Here is a 23,821-nt window from a genome sequence, read left to right on the forward strand (position 1 = left end):
TGCAGCCCCGTTGACTTCCAAAGGAGAATTCCTGTGCCTGAGACCATGACGAACAAAGCCGACTTCTGGTTCGACCCCATGTGCCCCTTCGCCTGGGTGACCTCGCGCTGGATCTCCGAGGTGGAAGATGTCCGCGACATCAAGACCGAGTGGCACGTGATGAGCCTGGCCGTCCTGAACGAGGGCCGCGATGAGCTGCCGACCGAGTACAAGGAGTTTCTGGTCAAGGCCTGGGCCCCTGTCCGGGTGATCGTGGCCGCCGCCGAGAAGCACGGCGCCGAATACATCAAGCCGCTCTACGATGCCATGGGCACCAAGATCCACAACGAGGGCACCAAGGACATCGCCGAGGTCATCGCCAAGTCGCTGGCTGAGGCCGGCCTGCCGCCGGAGCTCGCGGCCGCCGGTGAGACCGATGAATTCGACGCCCAGCTGCGCGCAAGCCACGAAGCCGGCATCTCGCTGGTGGGCCAGGACGTCGGCACCCCGGTTGTGGCCTTCAACGGAACGGCGTTCTTCGGCCCCGTGCTCACCCGCATTCCCCGCGGCGAAGACGCCGGCAAGCTCTGGGACGCCACCGTGGCCCTTGCTTCCTTCCCGTATTTCTTTGAGCTCAAGCGAAGCCGCACCGAGAGCCCGGTTTTCAGCTAGGCGACTGCGCCTAGGGCGGTCACGTTGGCCCCGGAAAAACTACTTCCTTGTAGTTCGTCCGGGGCCCTTGTGCATCCCGAACAGCGGGAGAACAATAGAACTTACCCACTTCGAAAGAAGCGGGACGCAGGAACCAAAGATTCAGTGACACTCATCCGACGCAGCCTTCGGCAAAGTCAGATGATGGCTACCAGTGACGAGGTAGGAAGACCTGAAATTCCAAGGATCCCGCCAGATTACCTAAGACGTCACGTGGTGATCGAAAAAGTCGAAGCCCCACCAACCGCAAAAAGCTGATGGGGCTTCCCCTTTGCCCGAAAACAGCGCAGTCCAAAAACGCTGCAGCCCAAAACAGCGCAGTCCAAATTAGCTGAATCCCAAAGCGCGGGGGTGGTGAGCCGTGAGCACTGAGCCCATCGCAAATTACGCGCTGCTCTCCGACTGCTGGTCCGCCGCACTGGTCAGCGAGGCAGGCTCCGTGGACTGGCTCTGCTTCCCTCGCTTCGATGGCCCTTCGGTCTTCGGCCGGCTGCTGGGTGAGGACGCCGGCTACTGGTCCATCAGCCCCGCGGCACCGCGTGCGACCACACGGAGGTACGTGGGCCCGTCCATGGTGCTGGACTCGCTCCACACCACCGCCCAGGGTCAAATTACCGTCAGCGACGCCCTCGTCCTCGGCTCCGGCAGGCGCGGCCACGACCTCGGCCAGGATTCGCCGGGGACCCTGCTGCGCCAGGTTTCCTGTACCCGGGGGACCGTGGACGTCGAGGTCAGCTTCGCGCCGCGGCCGGGCTACGGCGTCATCCTTCCGGAGTTGCGCAACGTGGACGGCGGCGTCCTGGTCCGGGCCGGCGGAGAGGCGTTTTCCCTGTCCTCCCCGGTGCCCTTCGAATTGGAGGGAGGCACCGGCCGGGCCGTCCTGCACCTGACTGCCGGAGATACCATCTGCTTCGCCCTGCACTGCCAGCGCGGCCCGGAGGAGGTGCCGGTGTTCTGGAGCCAGCAGGAGCTTGCCCACCGGCTCACGGACACCCTCGACGGCTGGACCAGTTGGTCCGGAATCCACCAGAATTACCGGGGCCCGTGGCAGGAGCTCGTGGCGGGCAGCGGGCGTGTCCTGCAGGCCCTTAGCTATTACCCGAGCGGCGCGATCGTGGCCGCCCCCACCACCTCGCTGCCTGAGGTCGCCGGCGGCACCCGCAACTGGGACTACCGGTACACCTGGGTCCGGGACGCCAGCATGACCCTGCAGGCGCTGTGGGTGGCGGCCTGCCCGGATGAGGCGGGCAAGTTCTTCCAGTTCCTCGCGACCGCCGCCGCCCGCCAGCTCGCCGGCGGTGAGGAGTTGCAGATCATGTACGGGGTCGGCGGTGAGCGGGACCTGCCCGAACGGGTGCTGGATCACCTCCCCGGCTGGCGGTCGAGTGCCCCGGTGCGCGTCGGGAACGGCGCCTGGAACCAGCGGCAGCTCGATGTCTATGGCGAACTGCTGGATGCTGCCGCCACGATGCCGGAATTCCTGGCGGAGCTGGCACCGGAGACCCTGCGCTTCCTGGCGGACGCCGCCGATGCCGCCGTGGCCCGCTGGCAGAACAAGGACCAGGGGATCTGGGAGGTCCGCGGCGAACCGCAGCACTACCTGTACTCCAAGCTGATGTGCTGGGTGGCGGTTGACCGTGCCATCACCCTCGCGGGCGTGCTGCAGGCCGGGGACCGGGTACCGCGCTGGATGCTGGCCCGGGACAAGATCGCAGAGTCCATCCGCGCCAATGGCTGGAGCGACGCCGCAGGGGCGTACACCCAGGCGTACGGGACCGAGCGCCTCGACGCCTCGGCCCTCATGCTCGCGATTGTCGGGTTCCTTCCGGCCGCAGATCCGCGCTTCCTCGCCACGGTCGAGGCCATCGAACAGCGGCTCACCGACGCCCGCGGACTGGTCTACCGGTATCACGGCGAGGACGGGCTGGCAGGGGAGGAGGGCGCTTTCCTGCTGTGCACGTTCTGGCTTGCGCACGCCCTCGCCCTGGCCGGGCTGACGGACCGGGCCAGGGCCGTGTTCGAGCGGGCTGCCGGCTTCGCCACCGGGCTGGGGTTGATGGCCGAGGAGGTGGCGCCAGACAGCCGGGAACTGCTGGGCAACTTTCCGCAGGCGTTCAGCCACATTGGGTTGGTCAACGCAGCCTGGGCAATCGGCGAAGCGGAACGGCGGCTCCGGGGGAGCACGCCCTGACAACTGCTGGCGGGGCGGGCGCGCGCTCGAAGGAACAAGCGGGGCGGTGCCGCTGTTGTGCGCTGTGTCCACCCCGGCCCTGAGCCTACCTGCGAACATCGGAGCACCATGCCCGTCACAGCCCATCTCGACCTGACTCTCAAAATGGAATCCCTGCCCACGGCGCCGGCCGTTCTCCGCGACATTCTCTCCGACACCCGGGCATTTGACGGCTGCCTCGGGGTCGACGTCCTGGTCGACAAGGAAAATCCCGCACACATCCTTGTCGTGGAAAAGTGGGCCTCGCTGGAGCAGGACGCTGCCTACCGGGCGTGGCGGTCCTACGAGGAGGGCGCGAGCGGGCTGGGTGAACTCCTGGCCGCCCCGCCGGTCCTGACGCACTTCGAGGACTCCTTCGGGATCTAAGCGCAAACTCGCAGAACCGAAGGCAGAGAACCAAAGAGGGCCCTCCGCCCGGCGTGAGCCGGGCGGAGGGCCCTCTTTTCGGTTCTTCTTCAGCCGGGGGCTACGCCTGGGCGGGTTCCTCGGCGGGGGCAAGGACGACGTCGCTGACCGTCAGCTCGCCGTCGCCGGCCGCCAGCGCCACCTCACGGGCGTTGGCGGCGGCCTTGAGGTCCCCCAGGCCGGCCTTCAGCTGCGCCGTCAGGGACTCCGAGGCCGTGATGGTCGCGGAGAGCACCTCAGTGCGCTGCTTGACCTTTGCCTCGGACTTGGCCTTGCGGATGCCGCCCAACGCGGCGCCCACCGTGGCGAGCAGGGTGGTGTCGCCGTCGATCTCGATGGCGGCGGGCCACTGCGCGCGGTGCACCGAGCCGGCGCGCCACCAGCCCCAGACCTCCTCCGTGGCGAACGGCAGGAACGGGGCGAAGAGCCGCAGCAGGGTGTCCAGGCTGGTTGCCAGCGCGGCCAGCACGGACGCCTGCTGGGCTTCGCCGGCGGCACCGTAGGCACGGTCCTTGATCAACTCCACGTAGTCGTCGGTGAAGTGCCAGAAGAAGCTCTCGGTGATCTGCAGAGCCCGGGCGTAGTCGTAGTTTTCGAACGCCTTGGTGGCCTGCTGGACCACGTCGGAGAGCTGGGCGAGCACGGCGCGGTCCAGGGGGTTGGTCAGGACCGAGAGATCACCGGAGACCACCGAGTCCTCGGTGGCGCCCAGGTTCAGCACGAACTTGGACGCGTTCAGCAGCTTGATCGCCAGGCGGCGGCCGATCTTCATCTGCGCGATCTCGTAGGCAGTGTCAGCGCCGAGCTTGGCCGAGGCTGCCCAGTAGCGGACGGCGTCGGAGCCGTATTCGTTGAGCACATCGGTCGGGACGATCACGTTGCCCTTGGACTTGGACATCTTCTTGCGGTCCGGGTCCAGGATCCAGCCGGAGATGGCAGCGTGCTTCCACGGTGCGACGTCCTGCAGGGCATCGGCACGGACGGCGGTGGAGAACAGCCAGGTCCGGATGATGTCGTGGGCCTGGGGGCGCACGTCGAACGGGAAGACCTTGGCGAAGAGCGCTTCATCGGTGCTCCAGCCGCCGACGATCTGCGGGGTCAGCGAGGACGTGGCCCAGGTGTCCAGGACGTCGGCGTCGCCGGTGAAGCCGCCCGGCTTGTCGCGCTGGGCCTCCTCGTAGCCGGGGGCCGCGTCCGCAGCCGGGTCCACCGGGAGCTGCGCGTCGGACGGCAGGATCGGGGCGTCGTAGTCCGGGTTGCCGTCGGCGTCGAGCGGGTACCAGACGGGCACCGGCACGCCGAAGAAGCGCTGGCGGGAGACCAGCCAGTCACCGTTCAGACCGGTGATCCAGTTCTCGTAGCGGGACCGCATGAAGGACGGGTGGAACTCGATCTCGTTGCCGCGGCCGACCAGGCGTTCACGGCGTTCCTCGTCGCGGCCGCCGTTGCGGATGTACCACTGGCGGGAGGTGACAACTTCGAGCGGCTTGTCGCCCTTCTCGAAGAAGTTGACCGGGTGCATGATCTTCTTGGGTTCGCCGTCGAGCAGGTCCGCGGCCGTGAGCAGCTCCACCACGCCTTCCTTGGCGCTGAAGACGGTCTTGCCGGCGATCGCCGCGAACGCCGCACGGCCCTCCTCGGACGTGATCCAGTCCGGGGTTTCGCCGACGATGCGTCCGTCGCGGCCCACGATCGCCCGGGTGGGCAGCTGAAGCTCGCGCCACCAGGTGACGTCCGTCAGGTCGCCGAAGGTGCAGACCATGGCGATGCCCGAACCCTTGTCCGCCTTGGCGAGCGGGTGGGCCTTGACCTCCACCTCGACGCCGAACAGGGGAGAGGTGACCTTCTTGCCAAAGAGCGGCTGGTAGCGCTCGTCGTCGGGGTTCGCCACCAGTGCGGCACAGGCGGCGAGCAGTTCGGGACGGGTGGTCTCGATGTAGACCTTCTCGCCGTCTTCGGTGAAGAACGGGTAGCGGTAGTACGCGCCGGCCACCTCGCGGTCTTCGAGCTCGGCCTGCGCCACCGCGGTGCGGAACGTGACATCCCACAGGGTGGGGGCCTCGGCCATGTATGCGTCACCGGCGGCGAGGTTGGCCAGGAAGGCGCGCTGCGAGATGGCGCGGGACTTGTCGTCGATGGTGCGGTAGGTCAGGTCCCAGTCGACCGACAGGCCGAGGGTCTGGAAGAGGTTCTCGAAGACCTTTTCATCTTCGACGGCGAGTTCTTCGCAGAGCTCAATGAAGTTCCGGCGCGAGACGACGTCGAAATCGCGCTGGTTCTTGGCCGGTTCGGTCGGCGGCCGGTATCCGGCGTCGTAAGGGATGGCCGGATCGCAGCGCACGCCGTAGTAGTTCTGCACGCGCCGCTCGGTGGGCAGGCCGTTGTCGTCCCAGCCCATCGGGTAGAAGACGTTCTTTCCGGTCATCCGCTGGTAGCGGGCCAGGACGTCGGTCTGCGTGTAGGAGAACATGTGTCCGACGTGCAGCGATCCCGACGCGGTGGGCGGCGGCGTGTCGATCGAGTAGACCTGCTCCCGGGTGGTTTCCCGGTTGAACTTGTAGGTCCCTTCGTCAAGCCAGCGCCGGGTGAGGGCGGCTTCCAGCCCCTCCAGGGCGGGCTTGTCCGGAACGTTGATGGGGGCGGTGGTGGGCGTGTCTGTACCCTGCGTGTCTTCAGCCATGGGCCAATTCTTCCACGCTTTGCCGCCGGGCTCCGCAGCACGGCCCTGCAGTAGCATGCAGCAGATGAAGGAAAGCACCGGAAGCTTCACGATCAAGCGCATCTACGACGCACCCGCCGACGACGACGGCTGCCGGGTCCTGGTCGACCGGCTCTGGCCGCGCGGGGTCAGCAAGGAACGCGCGCAACTGGAGCTGTGGCTCAAGGAAGTGGCGCCCTCGGCGCCCCTTCGCACGGAATTCGCGCATATGCAGGAACGCTTCGCGGACTTCCGCGCCGCCTACGAGGCAGAGCTCGAGTCCAACCCGGCCGTGGGCACCCTGCGGGACCTGGCGGCCGAGCAAGGGAAGGTGACCCTGCTGTTCGGCGCCAAAGATCCGCAGACCAATCACGCCCGCGTGCTGCTGGAGTTCCTCGAGCGCGGCAGGAAATGAACGGCGGATTCCCATAGGGTGGTGCCATGACTCAGGGAATCGATAACGCGGGAACTGCACCTACGGCCAAGGCGGCGGTCGTCACCGGCGCCAGCACCGGGATCGGCGAGGCCACCGTCCGCGCGCTCCGAAACGAGGGCTGGACCGTGTTCGCCGTCGCCCGCCGCGCCGAGAGGCTCGAAGCGCTCGCCGCCGAGACCGGCGCCGTTGCCCTTCCCGCCGACGTGACGGTCGACGCCGACGTCAGCCGCCTGGTGGACGAGGTGACCCGTGCGGGCGGCATCGACACCCTGATCAACGTGGCCGGCGGCGCCCGCGGCGCGGACAAGGTGGCCGAGGCCAAATCCGAGGACTGGGAGTGGATGTACGAGGTCAACGTGCTCGGCACGATGAAGCTCACCCGCGCGTTCCTGCCGATGCTGCGCGCCTGCGGTGAAGGCACGGTCCTGAATCTGACGTCGACGGCGGGGCTCTCCGCCTACGAGGGCGGCGGCGGCTACAACGCGGCAAAGTTTGCCCAGCACGCCCTCACCGGCGCCCTCCGCCTGGAAGAGGCAGAGCACAACCTGCGCGTCATCGAGGTGGCGCCCGGCATGGTGCAGACCGAAGAGTTCTCGCTCAACCGGCTCGGCGACAAGGGCGCCGCTGACAAGGTCTACGCCGGGGTGGAGAAGCCGCTCACGGCCGCCGACGTCGCCGACGTCGTCCGTTACGCAGTGACCGCGCCGCACCACGTCAACCTGGACCAGATCATCATCCGCCCGGTGGCGCAGGCATCCAACTTCAAGGTGATCCGCAAAAGCTAGCAGCACGGTGCCCGCGGGGCGCCCCATGATGGCGTGCCCGCGATTGTGCCTGTAGCATCTGTTCACGGCGATGGATCCCGCCGGAACGCCCTGCACCCGCTGCGGACGTTCGAACCGCCTCCCGGCTGATGGTTCCTACCTTTGCGGATACGAAGGTAGGTGACCCATGCCCGCACGTGTTGCCCCATCCCCGGCTCCTCGAGTTAGCCGGGGATCTTCCTTGCGTCGTCCCCGCAGCGTCCCGCCCCGGCGATGCTGAACCCGAACGACAGGAGCACTGATGAGCGAGCCCGAGAAGCGCCCCGGGGCGGACACCGGCCCCACGGCCTTCGTTCCGCGCAGGATCACCGGCCCGGTCCTGATGGGGGTCGTGCCAGGCCAGCCGCTCGCCGTCGCCCACCGCGCCGCGGAGCTGGCGTACAGCCTGAACGTGAAGCTGGTCTGCGCCTACGTGGACGTCACCAGCTACCTGGCCGGCGATCCCGACGGCGGCACCGGCGCCCGGCCCATCGATCCGGACGGCATTGACGACGACGTCGAGGGCATCAGCGCCGCAATCGCCGAACGCCTGCGGGAGGCGCTGGACGGCTCCGGCGTCGAGTGGTCCTTCGTGACCCTGGCCGGCGAACCGGCCCGCGCTTTGGGTCGGCTGGCCGAATCGACGGCGGCCTCCGTCATCGTGGTCGGCACCCGGGAACGCGGCCTCGGCGCCCGGTTCGAGGAACTGTTGGTCGGGTCCGTGGCCGTCCACCTGACCCACCGCCAGCACCGGCCGGTCCTGGTGGTTCCGCTCGCGCCGCAGCCCAAATCCCGTCCGAAGGAAGCCCACTGATGGAGCGCCCCACCCCGGACACGACCGCGCCGGATACGACCCCGGCGACTAGCCCCGAGACGACCCCGGCGGCGGCCGGCGCCGGGCTGGACAGCGACACCGGGACGCTGGGGGCCGCCCGCATCCGCCGCCCGGTACACCTGCACCCGGGCTTTGTGCTGGTAGTGGTTTGCGGCGGTGTGGCCGGCGCTTTGGCCCGCTACGGGCTCGGCACCGTGCTGCCTTACCCGGGCGGCTGGCCGCTGCCGACCTTCGTCATCAATCTCGCCGGGGCGTTCCTGCTCGGCGTCCTGCTCGAGGCCCTGGTGCGGCGGGGGCCCGACGCCGGCCGCCTCCGGGTTGTCCGGCTGCTCGCCGGGACCGGGTTCATGGGCGCCTTCACCACTTACAGTTCACTGGCCCTGGAAACCAACATCCTGCTCGGCGAAGGCCGGGCCGCAGACGCGCTGGGCTACGTCGCGGCGACCGTGATCGGCGGAGCCCTGGCGACCGTGGCCGGCATCCGGGCAGCCGCCGGGCAGCACGCCCGTCAGGCCTCCCGACGGCAGGAGCAGGGCGAATGACCCTCCCGACACTCCTCCTGCTCGGCCTGGCCGGCGGCCTTGGCGCCGGAACCCGTTTCGTCGTGGACGGCCTGGTCCGGTCCCGGCTCCGTACCGCACTGCCGTTGGGAACCATCGCCATCAACATCGCCGGTTCGTTCCTGCTGGGATTAGTCGCCGGGCTGGTCATCACCCACGCGGCGCCGGCCGAACTGCAGGCCATCGCCGGAACCGGGTTCCTCGGCGGCTTCACCACATTCAGCACGGCCAGCTTCGAAACGGTCCGCCTCATCCAGTCCCGCCGCACCGGACTGGCACTCCTGAACGGTGTCGGCACAGCCGTCGCCGCCGTCGCTGCGGCCGCCGCCGGGCTGGCGCTGGCCGGGCTCCTGTGAGCCGCCCGTCGGGGGCTACGAACAAGCTCGGCCCGCTGGGATTCGTGCTCTCCTTCGGCGTCGTGAGCATGCTCGCCGACGTCGTCTACGAGGGTGCCCGCGCCATCACGGGCCCGTTCCTGGCCACCCTCGGCGCGTCCGCTGTCATGGTCGGCTTCATCACCGGAGCCGGCGAAGCCGTGGCCTTGATCCTGCGCCTGGCCACCGGCCCCTTGGCGGACAAGACCCGCAGGTACTGGCCCCTGACGATCGCGGGATACACCCTGACCGTTGTTGCCGTGCCGTTGCTGTCCCTGGCCGGAGCGCTGTGGCAAGCTTCGGCGCTGGTGATCGCGGAACGCTTCGGCAAGGCCGTCCGCACGCCGGCGCGGGACACGATGCTCTCCCACGCCGGGTCGAAGATCGGCCACGGGAGGGCCTTCGCCGTCCATGAAGCTCTCGACCAATCCGGAGCGCTGCTGGGACCCCTGCTGGTCGGACTCATGGTCGCGGTGTCCGGGTACCAGCTCGGGTTCGCGGTGCTCGCCATTCCCGGGGCGCTCGCCCTGGTCGCCGTGATGCTGCTCCGCCGCGCCGTCCCGGTGCCGGCGAGGTTCGACACCCACGGCACCGGTGCGGACCCCCGACCCGCCGCCAACGCCGCGGGGGCTCCGGCGGGCCGCCCTGCGCGGCTCCCGCTGCCGGCCAGGTTCTGGTGGTACAGCGGATTCACTGCCATCTCGATGTTCGGGTTTTCCACCTTCGGGGTCATCTCCTACCACCTTGAGGTGAACAGGGTGCTTCCCGCCGCCCTGATCCCTGTCACCTACGCCGTCTCTATGGGCGCGGCAGCGCTGGCTGCCCTGGCCTCCGGGACGCTGTACGACCGGATCGGCCTGCGCGGCCTGCTGATTGCCCTGCCGCTGACGGCTGCCGTCCCGTTCCTGTCCTTCAGCAACTCGCCAGGCCTGGTCTGGGCCGGCGCGGTGGTGTGGGGTGCGGCGCTGGGCATCCACGAATCCACCCTGCGGGCCGCGGTCGCGGACCTAGTCCCCGCCGCGCGCCGCGGCACCGGATACGGCATCTTCACCGCGATCTACGGCACGGCATGGCTGGCCGGTTCCACCATCATCGGCGCCCTCTACGCGGCTTCCCTGCCCGGGCTCATTGCTTTCACCGTGGCCACCCAGCTGGCTGCGCTGCTGGCGTTCATTCCACTCTTTGGACGGACCGCTGCGCCGATCCAGCCGTGAACGCCGCCGGTCCTTGCCGCGGGCACGCCTGGCCGCGGCGCCCGGGTCTCGGCGACTTCCGGTAACATCGAGGTATCAGCTTTGACCCGGCCATCACCGGTGAGCTTCCGGAAGAGCGCCCCACCGCGGCAACAGTGCGCGGCAGGGCAGGTAGAACCGGACGGGTAAGCCCGTCACAGCAGTCAACGAGCGGCCGTGGCCGGCCGGCGTCCTCCTCGGGGAGCGCGGGCCAGTGTGCGGTAAGTGAGGTGGTACCACGGTGCCGGTGTTGTTCCGACAGCACAGGAGCCGTCCTCGCATCCTGAATGAATCCCGTTGTTCACCAGCTCAACCCAGGATGTCGAGATGACCCATTACCCCAAGGCCTCAGCCGCACCTTCCGACGCCAGCAGCTCCCCGTCAGCCGGCGTGTCCGCCTCCGTGAAGTTCCCGGAGATCGAGGAGCGCATCCTCAAGTACTGGGATCAGGACGGCACCTTCCAGGCGAGCATCGACCAGCGCGACTCTGACCTTCCAGGAGGACAGCGCGGGTCCAACGAATTCGTCTTCTACGACGGCCCGCCGTTCGCCAACGGCCTGCCGCACTACGGCCACCTGCTCACCGGCTACGCCAAGGACCTGGTGGGCCGCTACCAGACCCAGCGCGGCCGCCGCGTCGAACGCCGCTTCGGCTGGGACACGCACGGCTTGCCCGCCGAGCTCGAAGCCATGAAGCAGCTGGGCATGACGGACAAGACCCAGATCGAGGCCATGGGCATCGACAAGTTCAACGACGCCTGCCGCGCCTCGGTGATGAAGTACGCCGACGAGTGGAAGAGCTACGTCACCCGCCAGGCGCGCTGGGTGGACTTCGACAACGACTACAAGACGCTCAACGTCGAGTACATGGAGTCCGTGCTGTGGGCCTTCAAGCAGCTGCACGAAAAGGGACTCACCTACAACGGCTACCGCGTGCTGCCGTACTGCTGGAAGGACGAGACGCCGCTGTCCAACCATGAGCTGCGGATGGACGACGACGTCTACAAGAACCGCCAGGACCAGACCGTCACGGTCACCTTCCCGATCACGCCGGGGGAGTCGGAACTGTCCCGCCAGCTGGCCGGCGTGCAGGCACTCGCCTGGACCACCACGCCCTGGACCCTTCCCACCAACCTGGCCCTCGCCGTCGGGCCCGCCATCACCTACGTTGTCCTCCCGGCCGGCCCGCACGGAATCAAGGCCGCCTCGGCCGAGGCTCCCGTCACGGGCAGCTTCCTGCTTGCCGCGGACCTGCTGGGCGCCTACGCCAAGGATCTCGGCTACGGCGACGGCGCCGAGGGTGCCGCCGCGGCGGAAGCCGCCGTCGTCTCCCGCCACACCGGTGCCGAACTCGAGGGCCTGGGCTACGAGCCGCTCTGGGACTACTTCCACGACACCGAGAAGTACGGCACCGAGAACGCCTGGCGCTTCCTCGTCGCGGACTACGTCACCACCACCGACGGCACCGGCATCGTCCACCAGGCTCCCGCCTACGGTGAGGACGACCAGAAGGTCTGTGAAGAGGCCGGCATCCCCGTGGTCCTCTCGGTCGATGAGGGCGCGAAGTTCCTGCCGCTCTTCGGACACGGCGACCTCGCCGAAATCGCCGGACTCCAGGTCTTCGAGGCCAACAAGCCCATCACCCAGGTCCTCCGCGCCCAGGGACGCCTGGTCCGCCAGGCAAGCTATGAGCACTCCTACCCGCACTGCTGGCGCTGCCGCAACCCGCTGATCTACCGCGCGGTGTCCTCCTGGTACGTCGAGGTCACCAAGTTCAAGGACCGCATGTCCGAGCTGAACCAGGAAATCAACTGGATCCCGGGCAACGTCAAGGACGGCCAGTTCGGCAAGTGGCTCGCCAACGCCCGCGACTGGTCCATCAGCCGCAACCGGTACTGGGGCAGCCCCATCCCGGTCTGGCAGTCCAGCGACCCGGACTACCCGCGCACCGACGTCTACGGCTCCCTCGCCGAGATCGAAGCCGACTTCGGCCGCCTGCCGCTGAACAAAGCCGGCCAGGTGGACCTGCACCGGCCGTTCATCGACGAGCTCACCCGCCCCAACCCGGACGACCCCCGCACCCCGGAAGAAGGCCAGTCCGTGATGCGCCGCGTCGAGGACGTCCTGGACGTCTGGTTCGACTCCGGATCGATGCCGTACGGCCAGGTGCACTACCCGTTCCAGAACGAGGAATGGTTCGACACGCACAACCCGGCGGACTTCATCGTCGAGTACATCGGCCAGACCCGCGGCTGGTTCTACATGCTGCACATCCTCTCCACCGCGCTGTTCGACCGCCCGGCATTCCGCAACGTCATCAGCCACGGCATCGTGCTCGGCTCCGACGGGCAGAAGATGTCCAAGAGCCTGCGCAACTACCCGGACGTCTCCGAGGTCCTGGACCGCGACGGCTCCGACGCGATGCGCTGGTTCCTGATGTCCAGCCCCATCCTGCGCGGCGGCAACCTCGTCGTCACCGAACAGGGCATCCGCGACGGCGTTCGCCAGGTCATCCTGCCGCTCTGGAACGTCTACAGCTTCTTCACCCTGTACACGAACGCCGCTAACGGGGGCGAGGGCTACGAAGCGAAGCTGCGCTACGACGGTTACGCCGACACCCTGGACCAGTACCTGATGGCCAACACCGGTGACCTGGTCCGGAACATGACCGCCCAGCTGGACAGCTACGACATCTCCGGAGCGTGCGATGAACTGCGCGGTTACCTGGACATGCTCACCAACTGGTACGTCCGGCGCAGCCGCCAGCGCTTCTTCGACGAGAACGTCGACGCCTTCGACGCCCTCTACACCGCGCTGGAAACGGTCTGCCGGGTTGCGGCGTCGTTGCTGCCGCTGGTCTCGGAGGAAATCTGGCGCGGCCTCACCGGCGGCCGCTCCGTGCACCTGGCCGACTGGCCGGACGCCGGACTGTTCCCGGCCGACGCCGGACTCGTCGAGGCGATGGACCGCGTCCAGCAGATCTGCTCCACCGGATCGTCGCTGCGCAAGGCCGCCAACCTCCGGGTGCGCCTGCCGCTGCAGGAACTCACGGTCGTGGCACCCGGCGCGGACGCACTGACAAGTTTTGCCGCCGTCGTCGCCGATGAACTGAACCTGCGCTCGGTCCGCCTGCTCGACGCCGAGAGCGCCTCCCCGGAGGAGTTCGGCATCGAACAGAAGCTCGTGGTCAACGCCCGTGCCGCCGGCCCGCGACTGGGCAAGAACGTCCAGCAGGCCATCAAGGGCTCCAAGTCCGGCGACTGGTCGGTCGGCGAGGACGGGGTGGTGACCGCCGGCGGCCTTGCCCTCGAGCCGCAGGAATACACCCTCGAAACCGTGGTGGCCGAAGCCGCCGAAGGCGAAGGATCACGCGCGGCGGCGGTCCTTCCCGGCGGCGGGTTCGTGGTGCTCAACACCGAAGTCACCCCGGAACTCGAGGCCGAAGGCACCGCCCGCGACCTGGTCCGCGCTATCCAGCAGGCCCGCAAGGATGCCGGGCTGCACGTCAGCGACCGGATCCGCACCACCGTCACCGCAGCGCAGGACACCGTGGAGGCGCTGCTGGCCCACGCCGAACTGGTCAAGACCGAGACCCTGACCATCGAGCTGGACACCGCAGCCGCCGAGGTCAAGGAACCGCAGGTCAGCGTCGAAAAAGTAACTGTTGAGGCAGGGGCATAATCCATGAGCGACGAATTTTCCGTAGAGAGCGTCTACGCCGAGCTGCTGGGCCGGGCGCCGGAAAACAAGATGGAGCCGAGGCTGGCTCCGCTGCGCCGGGCCATGGACATCCTGGGGGAGCCGAACAAGGCGTTCCCGATCATCCATGTCACCGGCACCAACGGCAAGACCTCCACGGCCCGGATGATCGAGGCCGGGCTCCGCGCCCACGGGCTGAGCACGGGCCGCTACACGAGCCCGCACCTGTCCAAGGTCACCGAGCGGATCAGCATCGACGGCGAACCCGTCCCGGATGAGACCTTCGTCCGGATCTGGGACGAGATCCGCCCGTACCTGGAGATCGTGGACAGCGAGCTCGTGGCCGAGGGCCAGCCCCGGCTGACCTACTTCGAATGCCTGACCATCCTGGGCTTCGCGGTCTTCGCGGACCAGCCGGTCAACGTTGCCGTGATCGAGGTGGGCCTCGGCGGCATCACCGACGCGACCAACGTCGGCGACGGCCAGGTGGCCGTGGTCACCCCGATCTCGCTCGACCACACCGAGTTGCTCGGCCAGACCACCGAGGAGATCGCCTACGAAAAGGCCGGCATCATCAAGCCCGGCGGCTTCCTGATCAGCGCGGCGCAGCCGGTCGACGCGGCCCAGGTGCTGCTGGAAAAGGCCAAGGAGGTGGGCGTGCCCTTCCGCTTCGAGGGCGTGGAGTTCGGCGTCGAGTCCCGCACCGTGGCCGTCGGCGGCCAGATGGTGACCATCCAGGGCCTGGCGGACCGGTACGAGGACCTGCTGGTGCCGCTGCACGGCGCGCACCAGGCGGAGAACGCCGCCGTCGCGATCGCCGCCCTGGAAGCCTTCTTCGGCGCCGAGAAGCCGCTGGATGCCGAGGTGCTGCAGGAGGCCTTCGCCGCCGTCACCTCGCCGGGCCGGCTGGAGGTGCTGCGTACCGCCCCCACCATCGTGGTGGACGCGGCGCACAACCCGGAGGGCATCCGGGTCTCCGCCGAGGCGCTCCAGGGGGCCTTCAGCTTCAGCAAGCTGGTGGTGGTCCTGGGCATCCTGCAGGAAAAGGACGCCGAGGAAATCCTCCGCCAGCTCAAGGACTCCCTTGCGGAGGTCCCGGCCGAATTCTGCTTCACGCAGTCCAACTCGCCCCGGGCCATCCCCGCGGAGGAACTCGGCGAGCTGGCGCTGGACCTGGGCTTCGGCGAGGAGAACATCCACGTCGCCGAGAAGCTCGACGACGCCCTCGAATGGGCCGTGGAGCGGGCCGAGTCCAACGACGACCTGGCTGGCGGAATCCTCGTCACGGGGTCCATCACGCTCGTGGCCGAGGCCCGGGTCCTGCTCGGAAAGGCCGAGGCATAACCCATGGCAAAACTCACCAAAGCCCAGCGCGAGTGGCGCCCGGGCATGCCCAAGAAGCGCCGTTCCACCAAGGTCATGTTCGCCTCTACGGTGCTGCTGCTGGAGGCCTTCGTGGCGCTCTTCGGCACCCTCGCGGTCTTCGGCCTGCGCCGCGGCGAATTCCCGCCGCTGCTGGTCTTCGGCGTCGGGATCGGGCTGAGCCTGGTGCTCGCCCTGACCTGCGCCGTGCTGACTAAGCCGTGGGGTGTGGGGCTGGGCTGGGTCCTGCAGCTGCTGCTGGTGCTCACCGGATTCATTGAACCGACGATGTTCGTGGTCGGCGGGCTGTTCGCGATCACCTGGTGGTACGGCATCCGGACCGGCATCCGGATCGACCGCGAGTCGGCCGAGCGCGAACGCGAGCAGGCGGCCTGGGAGGCCGCGAACCCCGAGGGCCAGAGCAACTAGACTTGTCCCGAACCCCACCCCAACACATTGGAGCAGTTGTGAGCATTGAGCGCACCCTAGTCCTGATCAAGCCCGACGGCGTCGCCCGCAACCTGACCGGCAGCATCATCGCCCGGATCGAAGCCAAGGGTTACACCTTGGCCGAACTCAAGAAGGTCAACGCCACCCGCGAACTCCTCGAGCAGCACTACGAGGAGCACGTCGGCAAGCCGTTCTACGAGCCGCTGGTCGAGTTCATGCTCAGCGGCCCGGTTGTCGCGGCGATCTTCGAAGGCCACCGCGTGATCGAGGGCTTCCGTTCGCTCGCCGGCACCACCGACCCGACGACGGCGGCGCCGGGCACCATCCGCGGCGACTTCGGCCGCGACTGGGGCGTCAAGGTCCAGCAGAACCTGGTCCACGGCTCCGACTCGACCGAGTCCGCCGAGCGCGAGATCAACATCTGGTTCTAGGAACCCGAAGCACCACTCCGAGGTGACAGATAAGGCCAATGAACGCGAGCGAACATTGGCCTTATCTGTCACCTCGCGGCGTTTGCGGAGCGCTCAGTAGCCGGAGGTCCCGATGAAGACCTGGATGAAGGCGAAGAAGATGGTGGCGATGACGGCGACGTAGAGCAGGGCTGTAAGGATCCAGCCGGATTCCCCCATGATGCGGGCAACCGGGGCCGGGACCGGAATGACGCCGTGGCTGACGTTGCGCACCGTCACCCAGACGAACATGGGAATCATCGCGGCCCAGACGATCATGCAGAACGGGCAGAGGATGTGGATCGAGTACAGCGCCTGGGACCAGAGCCACACCACGAAGGCGAAACCCAACGTCACGCCGGTCTGCAGCCCGATCCAGTACCACCGGGCGAACTGGGCCCCGGCGAAGATGCCCATCGCCGTCGTAATAATGACTGCGAACGCGACAATGCCAATGAACATATTGGGGAAACCGAAGACGGAACTTTGCGGTGTTTGCATGACCTGGCCGCAGGAGATCCAGGGATTCACGTCGCAGACGGTGACGTGCTTCGGGTCCTTGAGGACTTCCAGTTTCTCCAGGACCAAGGCGCCGGAGGCAAGCCAGCCGACCACGCCGGTGATCAGCAGTAGCCAGGCGAAGGGCCGGTCACGCGTCATCGGCGGCAACGGGCGCTCCGCAGCTGCCGCGCCGGCGCCACGCTCGTGGGCAGTCACGTCGCCGGGGGCGTGGGAGATGCTGGGCATGGGATTTCAGTCCTTTGCGTCGGGTGCTCTTGGGCCGATTCTATCGCCGGAGGCTGGACGTAACCGGGTAGGCGTTGGGCCGTCGACAGTGATTCGGTCCACGGCGCGGACAGGATGACCCGCTTAGCCCTGCTTTGGCGCCTGCTGTGAGACAATGAACCTGGCTGGGGCTCGATCCACATTCGGGTCTCGGTCCGGCGACTTTGCTTTCAAGACCGCCAATGATGAGCAGGGCATACTCTGGATCACTTGATCCGGCCTATCCCGCAATGCCATTGGACGGCACCTGGTTGTGACACAGAGATCAACGGGTTCAAAGCAATCTCGCCGGCCTTCCAGGGCTGCCGCACCCCACTGCCGGTGCGAACCTGGAGGTATCCAACTGACTTCTGTCGGTGCCTGCGGGTGCTGACAAATATTTGCCCCACGGGTGCCGGATGTGGCGGTACGTCAGGGCAGGAGTGTAGCCACATATGGATAATGACCAGCTTGTAGCCGGTAACAACGAAGCCGCTGCCGCCGAAGAAGCCCCGGAAACCGCCGCCGCGGAGGCGCCCAAGAAGGCAACCAGGTCCCGCCGCAAGGCCGCCCCGAAGGCTGAGGCCGCGGTTCCCGCTCCCGAAGCCGTTGCTGACGTCGTTGCTGACGCAGCCCCGGCCGCTGACAACCTCGAAGCCCCCGCAGCCAAGGCCCCGGTCCGCCGGAGCCGGTCCCGCAAGAAGACCGAGGACGAAGTGTTGCCCGCCTTCGCCGATTCAGCCGCGGCCGCGGAAGCTGCCCCCGCCGCCGAGGCATTCGTTGGACTGCCGGCCGCCGAGACGGCACCGGAAAAGCCGGTCCGCCGCCGTGCCTCCCGCGCCAAGACGGCCCCGGCCCCTGCACCGACGGAAGAGGCCGCCACGCAGGCCGAAGCCGCTGAAGTGCCTTCCGACGCGCCGGCTGCCGAGACCGCACCCGCCGAGGCCGCACCCGCCGAGACTGCAACCACCGCGGCTGCTCCGGCAGAGGCGCCGGCTGCCGAGACCTCCGAGGCACCCTCGCTCTTCCTGGCTCCCGGCGCTGTCACCTCGATGATTTTCCAGGCCCCGGACCTGAGCACCGTCGTCCGTCCCGCCCCGGCCCCCGCGGCAAGCGCGGAAGCCGAAGAGGAAGAGGACGAGGAAGGCGACGACGCCGGCAGCCGCCGCCGTCGTCGCAGCCGTGGACGCCGTGGCCGCAGCCGCACCGGCGAAGCCGACACCGACTCAGACGGCTCCGCCGAAGGTGCGGGCGAGTCCGACGAAGACTCCGAGGGGACGCTCGAAGACGGCGTGACCTCGCGCCGGCGCCGCCGTCGCCGCCGCGGAGACCAGGACCTCGAACTGACCGGTGGCGGGGACGACGATCCGCCCAACACGGTCACCCGCGTCCGCGCGCCGCGTGCGATCAGCGAGGCCCCGGCCAGCAACCGCGTCACCTCCCTCAAGGGCTCCACCCGCCTGGAAGCCAAGAAGCAGCGCCGCCGCGAATCCCGCGACACCGGCCGCCGCCGCACCGTCATCACCGAGGCCGAGTTCCTGGCCCGCCGCGAATCGGTGGACCGCCAGATGATCGTCCGGCAGCGCGACGACAGAATCCAGATCGGCGTCCTGGAAGACGGCGTGCTGGCCGAGCACTTCGTCTCCAAGACCCAGCAGGACTCCCTGATCGGGAACGTCTACCTGGGCAAGGTCCAGAACGTACTCCCGTCCATGGAAGCGGCCTTCGTCGACATCGGACGCGGCCGCAACGCCGTCCTGTACGCCGGCGAAGTCAACTGGGACGCCGTCAACCTCGAGGGCAAGCAACGCCGGATCGAGAACGCGCTGAAGTCCGGCGACTCCGTACTCGTCCAGGTCACCAAGGACCCGGTGGGCCACAAGGGCGCCCGCCTGACCAGCCAGATCTCGCTCCCGGGACGCTACCTCGTGTACGTGCCCGGCGGCTCGATGACCGGCATCTCCCGCAAGCTGCCCGACGTCGAACGCAACCGGCTCAAGCGGATCCTCAAGGACCGCCTGCCGGAGGACGCCGGCGTGATCGTCCGCACCGCGGCTGAGGGCGCCTCGGAAGAGGAACTGACGCATGACATCAACCGTCTGCGTGCCCAGTGGGAAGGCATCGAAAGCCAGTCCACATCCACCAAGATCCTCGCCCCGGAGCTCCTCTACGGCGAACCGGACCTGACCATCAAGGTGGTCCGCGATGTCTTCAACGAGGACTTCTCCAAGCTGATCGTCTCGGGCGAGGAAGCCTGGGACACCATCGAGGCCTACGTCACCTACGTGGCACCGGACCTGGTGGGCCGGCTTGAAAAGTGGACCAAGGACACGGACATCTTTGCCGCCTGGCGCATCGACGAGCAGATCCACAAGGCGCTGGACCGCAAGGTCTTCCTGCCCTCCGGCGGCTCCCTCGTGATCGACCGCACTGAAGCCATGACCGTGGTGGACGTCAACACCGGCAAGTTCACGGGCAGCGGCGGCAACCTCGAGGAAACCGTCACCAAGAACAACCTCGAAGCGGCCGAGGAAGTCGTCCGGCAGCTGCGGCTGCGCGACATCGGCGGCATCATCGTCATCGACTTCATCGACATGGTGCTGGAATCGAACCGCGACCTCGTGCTGCGCCGCATGGTGGAGTGCCTGGGCCGGGACCGGACCAAGCACCAGGTCGCCGAGGTGACCTCGCTGGGCCTCGTGCAGATGACCCGGAAGCGGATGGGCACCGGGCTGCTGGAAGTCTTCGGCGAACAGTGCGAGGCCTGCGCAGGCCGCGGCGTCGTCACCCACGACGAGCCCGTGGAGCACCGCCGCGCCAACACCGTCGCCGCGGAACACCACGTCCCGCGCACCGAACACCAGCCCGCCGCACGCACTGAGCGCAAGCGCCGCCGCGGCAAGGGCGGTCAGGGAGCCGGCGAAACCACGCCGTCCGCCCCCGCAGCCGTGCACGCCGAGCCCACCGAGGCAGAGCGCCACGCGAAGGCGGAGGCGACGCGTGCCGCGCTGGCCAACATCGCCGCCGCAGCACACGCAGCCCACCTGCACGACGGCGAGGCAACAGCCGCTCCCGACGCCGAGACCCGCCAGGCAGCGCTCGACGCCGCCGTGGAGCTCGCTTCGACGGAGGAAGCAGCGGGACGTCCCGCGGCAGTGCTGACCTTCGGCGGCGAACAGGTCGCCTTGCCCTTCGTCGAGCACGCCGAGGAAACCCCGCAGCCTGCGCTGACCCTGGATGTGCTGACCGAAGCGTTCGCCCACTTGGGCGACGCCGAAGCCGGCAAGCCGGCCGACGCGGTCCAGACTGCGGAACGTCCGGCGGAACGGTCCTCGGAACGGTCCGCACCGGAGGCTCCCGCGGCGGAGCAGGCGGCGCCAGCCGCCTCCCGTGCCACCCGTGGCCGCGGCCGCGCACGGACGGCTCGGATCACGCCGCCGAGCGCACGCACCGCCGAGGCGCAGGCGCCGGTCCGGGAGGAGACCCGCAAGGCACCCGAGGCGCAGGCCCCGGTCCGGCAGGAAGCCCGCAAGGCGGCCGCACCCCAGGCGCAGGCCCCGGTCCGGCAGGAGACCCGCAAGGCGGCCGCACCCCAGGCGCAGGCCCCGGCTGAGGCAGCTAGCGGCACCGGAGCCCGGCGGGTGCGCCGGAACCGGAGCGCCAGCCGAGCCCAGGGCGCCGCCAACGAGACGTCCGTACAGCAGCGGGAAACCGCTCCGTCGGCTGCGGCCGTCTCGGTCCACGAGGCGAAGGCCCCGGAGCAGGCCATGGTGGCCACCAAGCCGGCCGCCAACAAGCCGATCATCCTCGGCGTCGGCGTCCCGGCGTCGGAGCTCTAGGGCCAGCAGGCATCACGGCTCGCGGGTGCCGTCCGGAATCGATGTAGCGTTACGTCGATCCCGGACGGTACCCGCGAGTTGGTTAACGGGCCGGCCACTGGGCTGACATGTAGGAAGCCTGGCGGCGGGGAACGCTAGGCTAGGGGACTGACACGGGGTGCCGCGCATCGAGCCGGCTGAGATCCAGACCCGTTGAACCTGTCCGGTTAGCACCGGCGAAGGGATGTCTCTTGTCTTCCACGACCGCGCTCTCATCAACCCAACCGGGACCTGACCGGGCCCCGGCCCTCCTGCAGTCCGTCTTCCCGGCGCCCGACGCCGGAACCCCGGGGACGCCAAGGATCCCGCGGGTACTCGCCATCGCCGGCTCCGACCCCTCCGGCGGGGCCGGCATCCAGGCCGATCTGAAAAGCATCGCCGCGAACGGCGGCTACGGAATGGCGGCCATCACGGCGCTGACGGCCCAGAACACCAAGGGCGTAAGGTCCGTGCATGTGCCGCCGGCGTCTTTCCTGACGGCCCAGTTGGAGGCCATCAGCGATGACATCACCATCGATGCCGTCAAGATCGGCATGCTTGGCGACGACTCTGTGATCGACGCCGTCCGGACCTGGCTTGAAAAGGTGCGCCCCGGCGTCTTGGTCCTGGACCCGGTGATGGTCGCGACAAGCGGTGACCGGCTGCTGCAGGAATCCGCCGAGACCGCGCTGCGGGAGCTGCTCCCGCTCGCGGACCTGATCACCCCGAACCTGGCCGAACTGGCCATGCTGCTCGGCGAACCGGCCGCCCAGGACTGGGACGGGGCGCTGGAGCAGGGCAAACGGCTCGCGGCGCTGACCGGCACAACGGTGCTGGTCAAAGGCGGACACCTGCCGGACACCGGAACCCACGTCGGCGGGTCCTACGACGGCGGAAGCCAGGACGCCGGCGGCTGCCCGGACGCGCTCGTCAACACCGGGGGAGTGCTGGGCCAAGAGGTGGTGGTCGTGGCAGGCCCGCGAATCGCCACCCGCAACAGCCACGGCACCGGCTGTTCGCTGTCCTCGGCGCTGGCCACGGTCCAGGCCAGGACGGGGGATTGGGAGACATCGCTGCGGGACGTGAAACCCTGGCTGCTCGGCGCGCTGCGGGAAGCAGGGCGCCTGGAGGTCGGAACCGGCAACGGACCGGTGCACCATTTCCACCACCTGCAGCCCGCCGCTTCGCCGGCCGGTGCGCAGCTCCCCGCCGAGGGCCACTTCGCGGCGCTGCTGGAAGGGCACGCGGCGGACGAGCTGGAGGCGATCTACGCCTTGGGCTTCATTCGGGGCCTCGCGGACGGCACCTTGCCGGAACACGAGTTTGCCTACTACCTCGCACAGGACGCCCTCTACCTCAACGGCTACTCCAGGGTGCTCTCCCGTGCGGCGGCGCTGGCGCCGTCGGAAGCCGAACAGCTCTTCTGGTCCCGTTCGGCGCAGCAGTGCCTCGAAGTCGAATCCGAACTCCACCGGAGCTGGCTGGCCGGCCGCACCGTCGAGAGGCAGCTGGGCCCGGTCACCAAGGCCTACGTGGATCATCTGCACGCAGCCTCGCTCGCGGGCAGCTACGGCGTGCTCGTCGCGGCTGCGCTGCCGTGCTTCTGGCTCTACGCCGAGGTGGGCGCCACGCTCCACCGCGACTTCCTCACCGCCGGTGCACCGGCCGGGCACGCATATGCTGACTGGCTGCGGACCTACGCCGACGAGGCCTTCGCCGAGTCGACCCGGCAGGCGATCAGGTACGCGGACGCGGCAGCCCGCAACGGCTCCGAGGCGGAGCGCAACGCCATGGCGGTGGCCTTCCGGCAGTCCGCCCGGTACGAAGTCGAGTTCTTCGACGCGCCGAGGCTGCACGCCTGAGCCGCGCGGAGCAGGGCAGCCGGTAACATAATGGGGCGCGGTTCCGGAAGTCGCTGCAACACCACAACTTTGTCCCCCGCGGACATGGTGTGGCGCCTGTCACGCACTACCCGCCGGGACCAGCCTCGTTTGCGACCGAAGGCAAAATTAGCGTAGTCTAGATCTTCGGTGCTTACGCCAACACTTGGGTTATGACCTTGAGGAACTGTTCACCCGTATTACGGGCAGGACATTCCACGGGATAGCTCATGGGTTCCCCCGGGGAATCCACCGGCGTTGAGGCACAGCGTGAGCCGGTCCAAACATTTTGGCCCCAGGTTCCGCACGCAAATCTAGTAATAAACGTCGAGAGAAGTGAGTTCCCCAGTGGTGTACGCGATTGTCCGCGCAGGCGGCCGCCAAGAGAAGGTTTCCGTTGGAGACTTCGTTACCCTGAACCGCGTCCCCGGTGGAGCCGGCAGCACCTTTGAGCTGCCCGCACTGCTCCTGGTGGACGGTGACAAGGTCACGTCTGCAGCCAAGGACCTGGCCAAGGTAACGGTCACGGCTGAGATCCTGGAAGACCTCCGTGGTCCCAAGATCGTCATCCAGAAGTTCAAGAACAAGACCGGTTACAAGAAGCGCCAGGGTCACCGTCAGGAACTGACCAAGGTCAAGATCACCGGTATCAAGTAACTAGCGTTACTGTTCAGGTTTTCAGCAGATTCCCCAGAATTTTAAAGGCAGGCATTTCAAATGGCACATAAAAAAGGCGCGAGCTCCACTCGCAACGGTCGTGACTCCAACGCCCAGTACCTCGGCGTCAAGCGCTTCGGCGGCCAGGTAGTTTCCGCAGGCGAGATCATCGTCCGCCAGCGTGGCACCCACTTCCACCCGGGCGCCGGCGTTGGCCGTGGCGGCGACGACACCCTGTTCGCCCTGACCCCCGGTGCTGTCGAGTTCGGCACCCGCCGTGGTCGTCGCGTTGTGAACATCGTGGCTGCTGCAGCTGCAGAGTAACAACAAGTTCTAAATCGGTGGGGCGGGCCAGTAGGTCCGCTCCACCGGTGTTTTAACCGCATTACAATCATCTTGGGCCCCTCGCGGACCCGAGGAACAGCACTGAGGAGATCCA

The 23,821-nt window shown here is 68.1% G+C and carries 19 protein-coding genes and 2 riboswitches; of the genes, 17 read left to right on the top strand and 2 right to left on the bottom strand.

All coding sequences use genetic code 11. The annotated features are described in order from the left end of the window. Nucleotides 1-33: 33 nt before the first annotated feature. The 3 genes from AC1DNC_RS12410 to AC1DNC_RS12420 all read left to right on the top strand — a co-directional run bounded on the left by AC1DNC_RS12410 (nucleotide 34) and on the right by AC1DNC_RS12420 (nucleotide 3,286). The gene (locus AC1DNC_RS12410; protein WP_476862831.1) at nucleotides 34-651 is read left to right on the top strand and encodes a mycothiol-dependent nitroreductase Rv2466c family protein; all 618 of its coding nucleotides are present in this window, start codon (nucleotides 34-36) and stop codon (nucleotides 649-651) included. A 400-nt stretch (nucleotides 652-1,051) separates the two neighbouring features. Continuing rightward, nucleotides 1,052-2,881, top strand: coding sequence for a glycoside hydrolase family 15 protein (locus AC1DNC_RS12415; RefSeq protein ID WP_476862832.1), 1,830 nt, complete (start codon nucleotides 1,052-1,054; stop codon nucleotides 2,879-2,881). 108 nt (nucleotides 2,882-2,989) lie between these two features. After that, entirely contained in the window at nucleotides 2,990-3,286 is a 297-nt protein-coding gene (locus AC1DNC_RS12420; protein ID WP_476862833.1) for a putative quinol monooxygenase, read from the top strand. 100 nt (nucleotides 3,287-3,386) lie between these two features. Here the strand turns inward: AC1DNC_RS12420 and valS are convergent, their stop codons facing one another. Beyond that, nucleotides 3,387-6,005: a valine--tRNA ligase gene (valS, locus tag AC1DNC_RS12425; protein ID WP_476862834.1), complete on the bottom strand. Its 2,619-nt coding sequence runs from the start codon at nucleotides 6,003-6,005 to the stop codon at nucleotides 3,387-3,389. Between the two features lie 64 nt (nucleotides 6,006-6,069). Here valS and AC1DNC_RS12430 point away from each other — a divergent pair, with 64 nt between their 5' ends. The 10 genes from AC1DNC_RS12430 (at nucleotide 6,070) to ndk (ending at nucleotide 16,205) form a co-directional block, all read left to right on the top strand. Continuing rightward, the gene (locus AC1DNC_RS12430) at nucleotides 6,070-6,438 is read left to right on the top strand and encodes a DUF488 domain-containing protein (protein WP_476862835.1); all 369 of its coding nucleotides are present in this window, start codon (nucleotides 6,070-6,072) and stop codon (nucleotides 6,436-6,438) included. A 26-nt stretch (nucleotides 6,439-6,464) separates the two neighbouring features. Next, nucleotides 6,465-7,244 (top strand): SDR family oxidoreductase, encoded by a 780-nt coding sequence (locus tag AC1DNC_RS12435; protein WP_476862836.1) that lies wholly within the window; start codon nucleotides 6,465-6,467, stop codon nucleotides 7,242-7,244. A 57-nt stretch (nucleotides 7,245-7,301) separates the two neighbouring features. Beyond that, a riboswitch (Fluoride riboswitch) is annotated at nucleotides 7,302-7,389 on the top strand. A gap of 135 nt (nucleotides 7,390-7,524) precedes the next feature. Further along, nucleotides 7,525-8,076, top strand: a complete 552-nt coding sequence (locus AC1DNC_RS12440) for a universal stress protein (RefSeq protein ID WP_476862837.1) — start codon at nucleotides 7,525-7,527, stop codon at nucleotides 8,074-8,076. Next, the gene (locus AC1DNC_RS12445; protein WP_476862838.1) at nucleotides 8,076-8,639 is read left to right on the top strand and encodes a fluoride efflux transporter FluC; all 564 of its coding nucleotides are present in this window, start codon (nucleotides 8,076-8,078) and stop codon (nucleotides 8,637-8,639) included. Before AC1DNC_RS12440 ends, AC1DNC_RS12445 begins: the two co-directional genes overlap by 1 nt. Further along, nucleotides 8,636-9,013 (top strand): fluoride efflux transporter CrcB, encoded by a 378-nt coding sequence (gene crcB / locus AC1DNC_RS12450; RefSeq protein ID WP_476862839.1) that lies wholly within the window; start codon nucleotides 8,636-8,638, stop codon nucleotides 9,011-9,013. The genes AC1DNC_RS12445 and crcB overlap by 4 nt, the downstream gene beginning before the upstream one ends. After that, nucleotides 9,010-10,245 carry an MFS transporter gene (locus tag AC1DNC_RS12455; RefSeq protein ID WP_476862840.1) on the top strand — a complete coding sequence of 412 codons (1,236 nt, stop codon included), beginning with the start codon at nucleotides 9,010-9,012 and terminating at the stop codon, nucleotides 10,243-10,245. Before crcB ends, AC1DNC_RS12455 begins: the two co-directional genes overlap by 4 nt. Nucleotides 10,246-10,590: 345 nt before the next feature. After that, nucleotides 10,591-13,944, top strand: a complete 3,354-nt coding sequence (gene ileS / locus AC1DNC_RS12460) for an isoleucine--tRNA ligase (protein ID WP_476862841.1) — start codon at nucleotides 10,591-10,593, stop codon at nucleotides 13,942-13,944. Nucleotides 13,945-13,947: 3 nt separating this feature from the next. Then, nucleotides 13,948-15,306: a bifunctional folylpolyglutamate synthase/dihydrofolate synthase gene (locus AC1DNC_RS12465; protein WP_476862842.1), complete on the top strand. Its 1,359-nt coding sequence runs from the start codon at nucleotides 13,948-13,950 to the stop codon at nucleotides 15,304-15,306. A 3-nt stretch (nucleotides 15,307-15,309) separates the two neighbouring features. Further along, nucleotides 15,310-15,753 (top strand): DUF4233 domain-containing protein, encoded by a 444-nt coding sequence (locus tag AC1DNC_RS12470; RefSeq protein ID WP_476862843.1) that lies wholly within the window; start codon nucleotides 15,310-15,312, stop codon nucleotides 15,751-15,753. Between the two features lie 38 nt (nucleotides 15,754-15,791). Next, nucleotides 15,792-16,205 carry a nucleoside-diphosphate kinase gene (gene ndk / locus AC1DNC_RS12475; protein ID WP_476862844.1) on the top strand — a complete coding sequence of 138 codons (414 nt, stop codon included), beginning with the start codon at nucleotides 15,792-15,794 and terminating at the stop codon, nucleotides 16,203-16,205. A gap of 93 nt (nucleotides 16,206-16,298) precedes the next feature. Here ndk and AC1DNC_RS12480 read toward each other — a convergent pair whose 3' ends face one another. After that, the gene (locus AC1DNC_RS12480) at nucleotides 16,299-16,970 is read right to left on the bottom strand and encodes a vitamin K epoxide reductase family protein (RefSeq protein ID WP_476862845.1); all 672 of its coding nucleotides are present in this window, start codon (nucleotides 16,968-16,970) and stop codon (nucleotides 16,299-16,301) included. Between the two features lie 473 nt (nucleotides 16,971-17,443). Here AC1DNC_RS12480 and AC1DNC_RS12485 point away from each other — a divergent pair, with 473 nt between their 5' ends. From AC1DNC_RS12485 to rpmA, 4 genes are all read left to right on the top strand, one after another. After that, nucleotides 17,444-20,827, top strand: a complete 3,384-nt coding sequence (locus tag AC1DNC_RS12485; protein WP_476862846.1) for an Rne/Rng family ribonuclease — start codon at nucleotides 17,444-17,446, stop codon at nucleotides 20,825-20,827. Between the two features lie 143 nt (nucleotides 20,828-20,970). Beyond that, nucleotides 20,971-21,068: riboswitch (TPP riboswitch) on the top strand. A gap of 49 nt (nucleotides 21,069-21,117) precedes the next feature. Next, nucleotides 21,118-22,707: a bifunctional hydroxymethylpyrimidine kinase/phosphomethylpyrimidine kinase gene (locus tag AC1DNC_RS12490; RefSeq protein ID WP_476862940.1), complete on the top strand. Its 1,590-nt coding sequence runs from the start codon at nucleotides 21,118-21,120 to the stop codon at nucleotides 22,705-22,707. A gap of 366 nt (nucleotides 22,708-23,073) precedes the next feature. Further along, a complete protein-coding gene (rplU, locus tag AC1DNC_RS12495) occupies nucleotides 23,074-23,382 on the top strand; it encodes a 50S ribosomal protein L21 (protein WP_175321083.1) in 309 nt (102 codons plus the stop codon). A 60-nt stretch (nucleotides 23,383-23,442) separates the two neighbouring features. Then, entirely contained in the window at nucleotides 23,443-23,706 is a 264-nt protein-coding gene (gene rpmA / locus AC1DNC_RS12500) for a 50S ribosomal protein L27 (protein WP_009372867.1), read from the top strand. Nucleotides 23,707-23,821: the final 115 nt, after the last annotated feature.

It is taken from the genome of Arthrobacter sp. 01N442 (assembly GCF_056399345.1).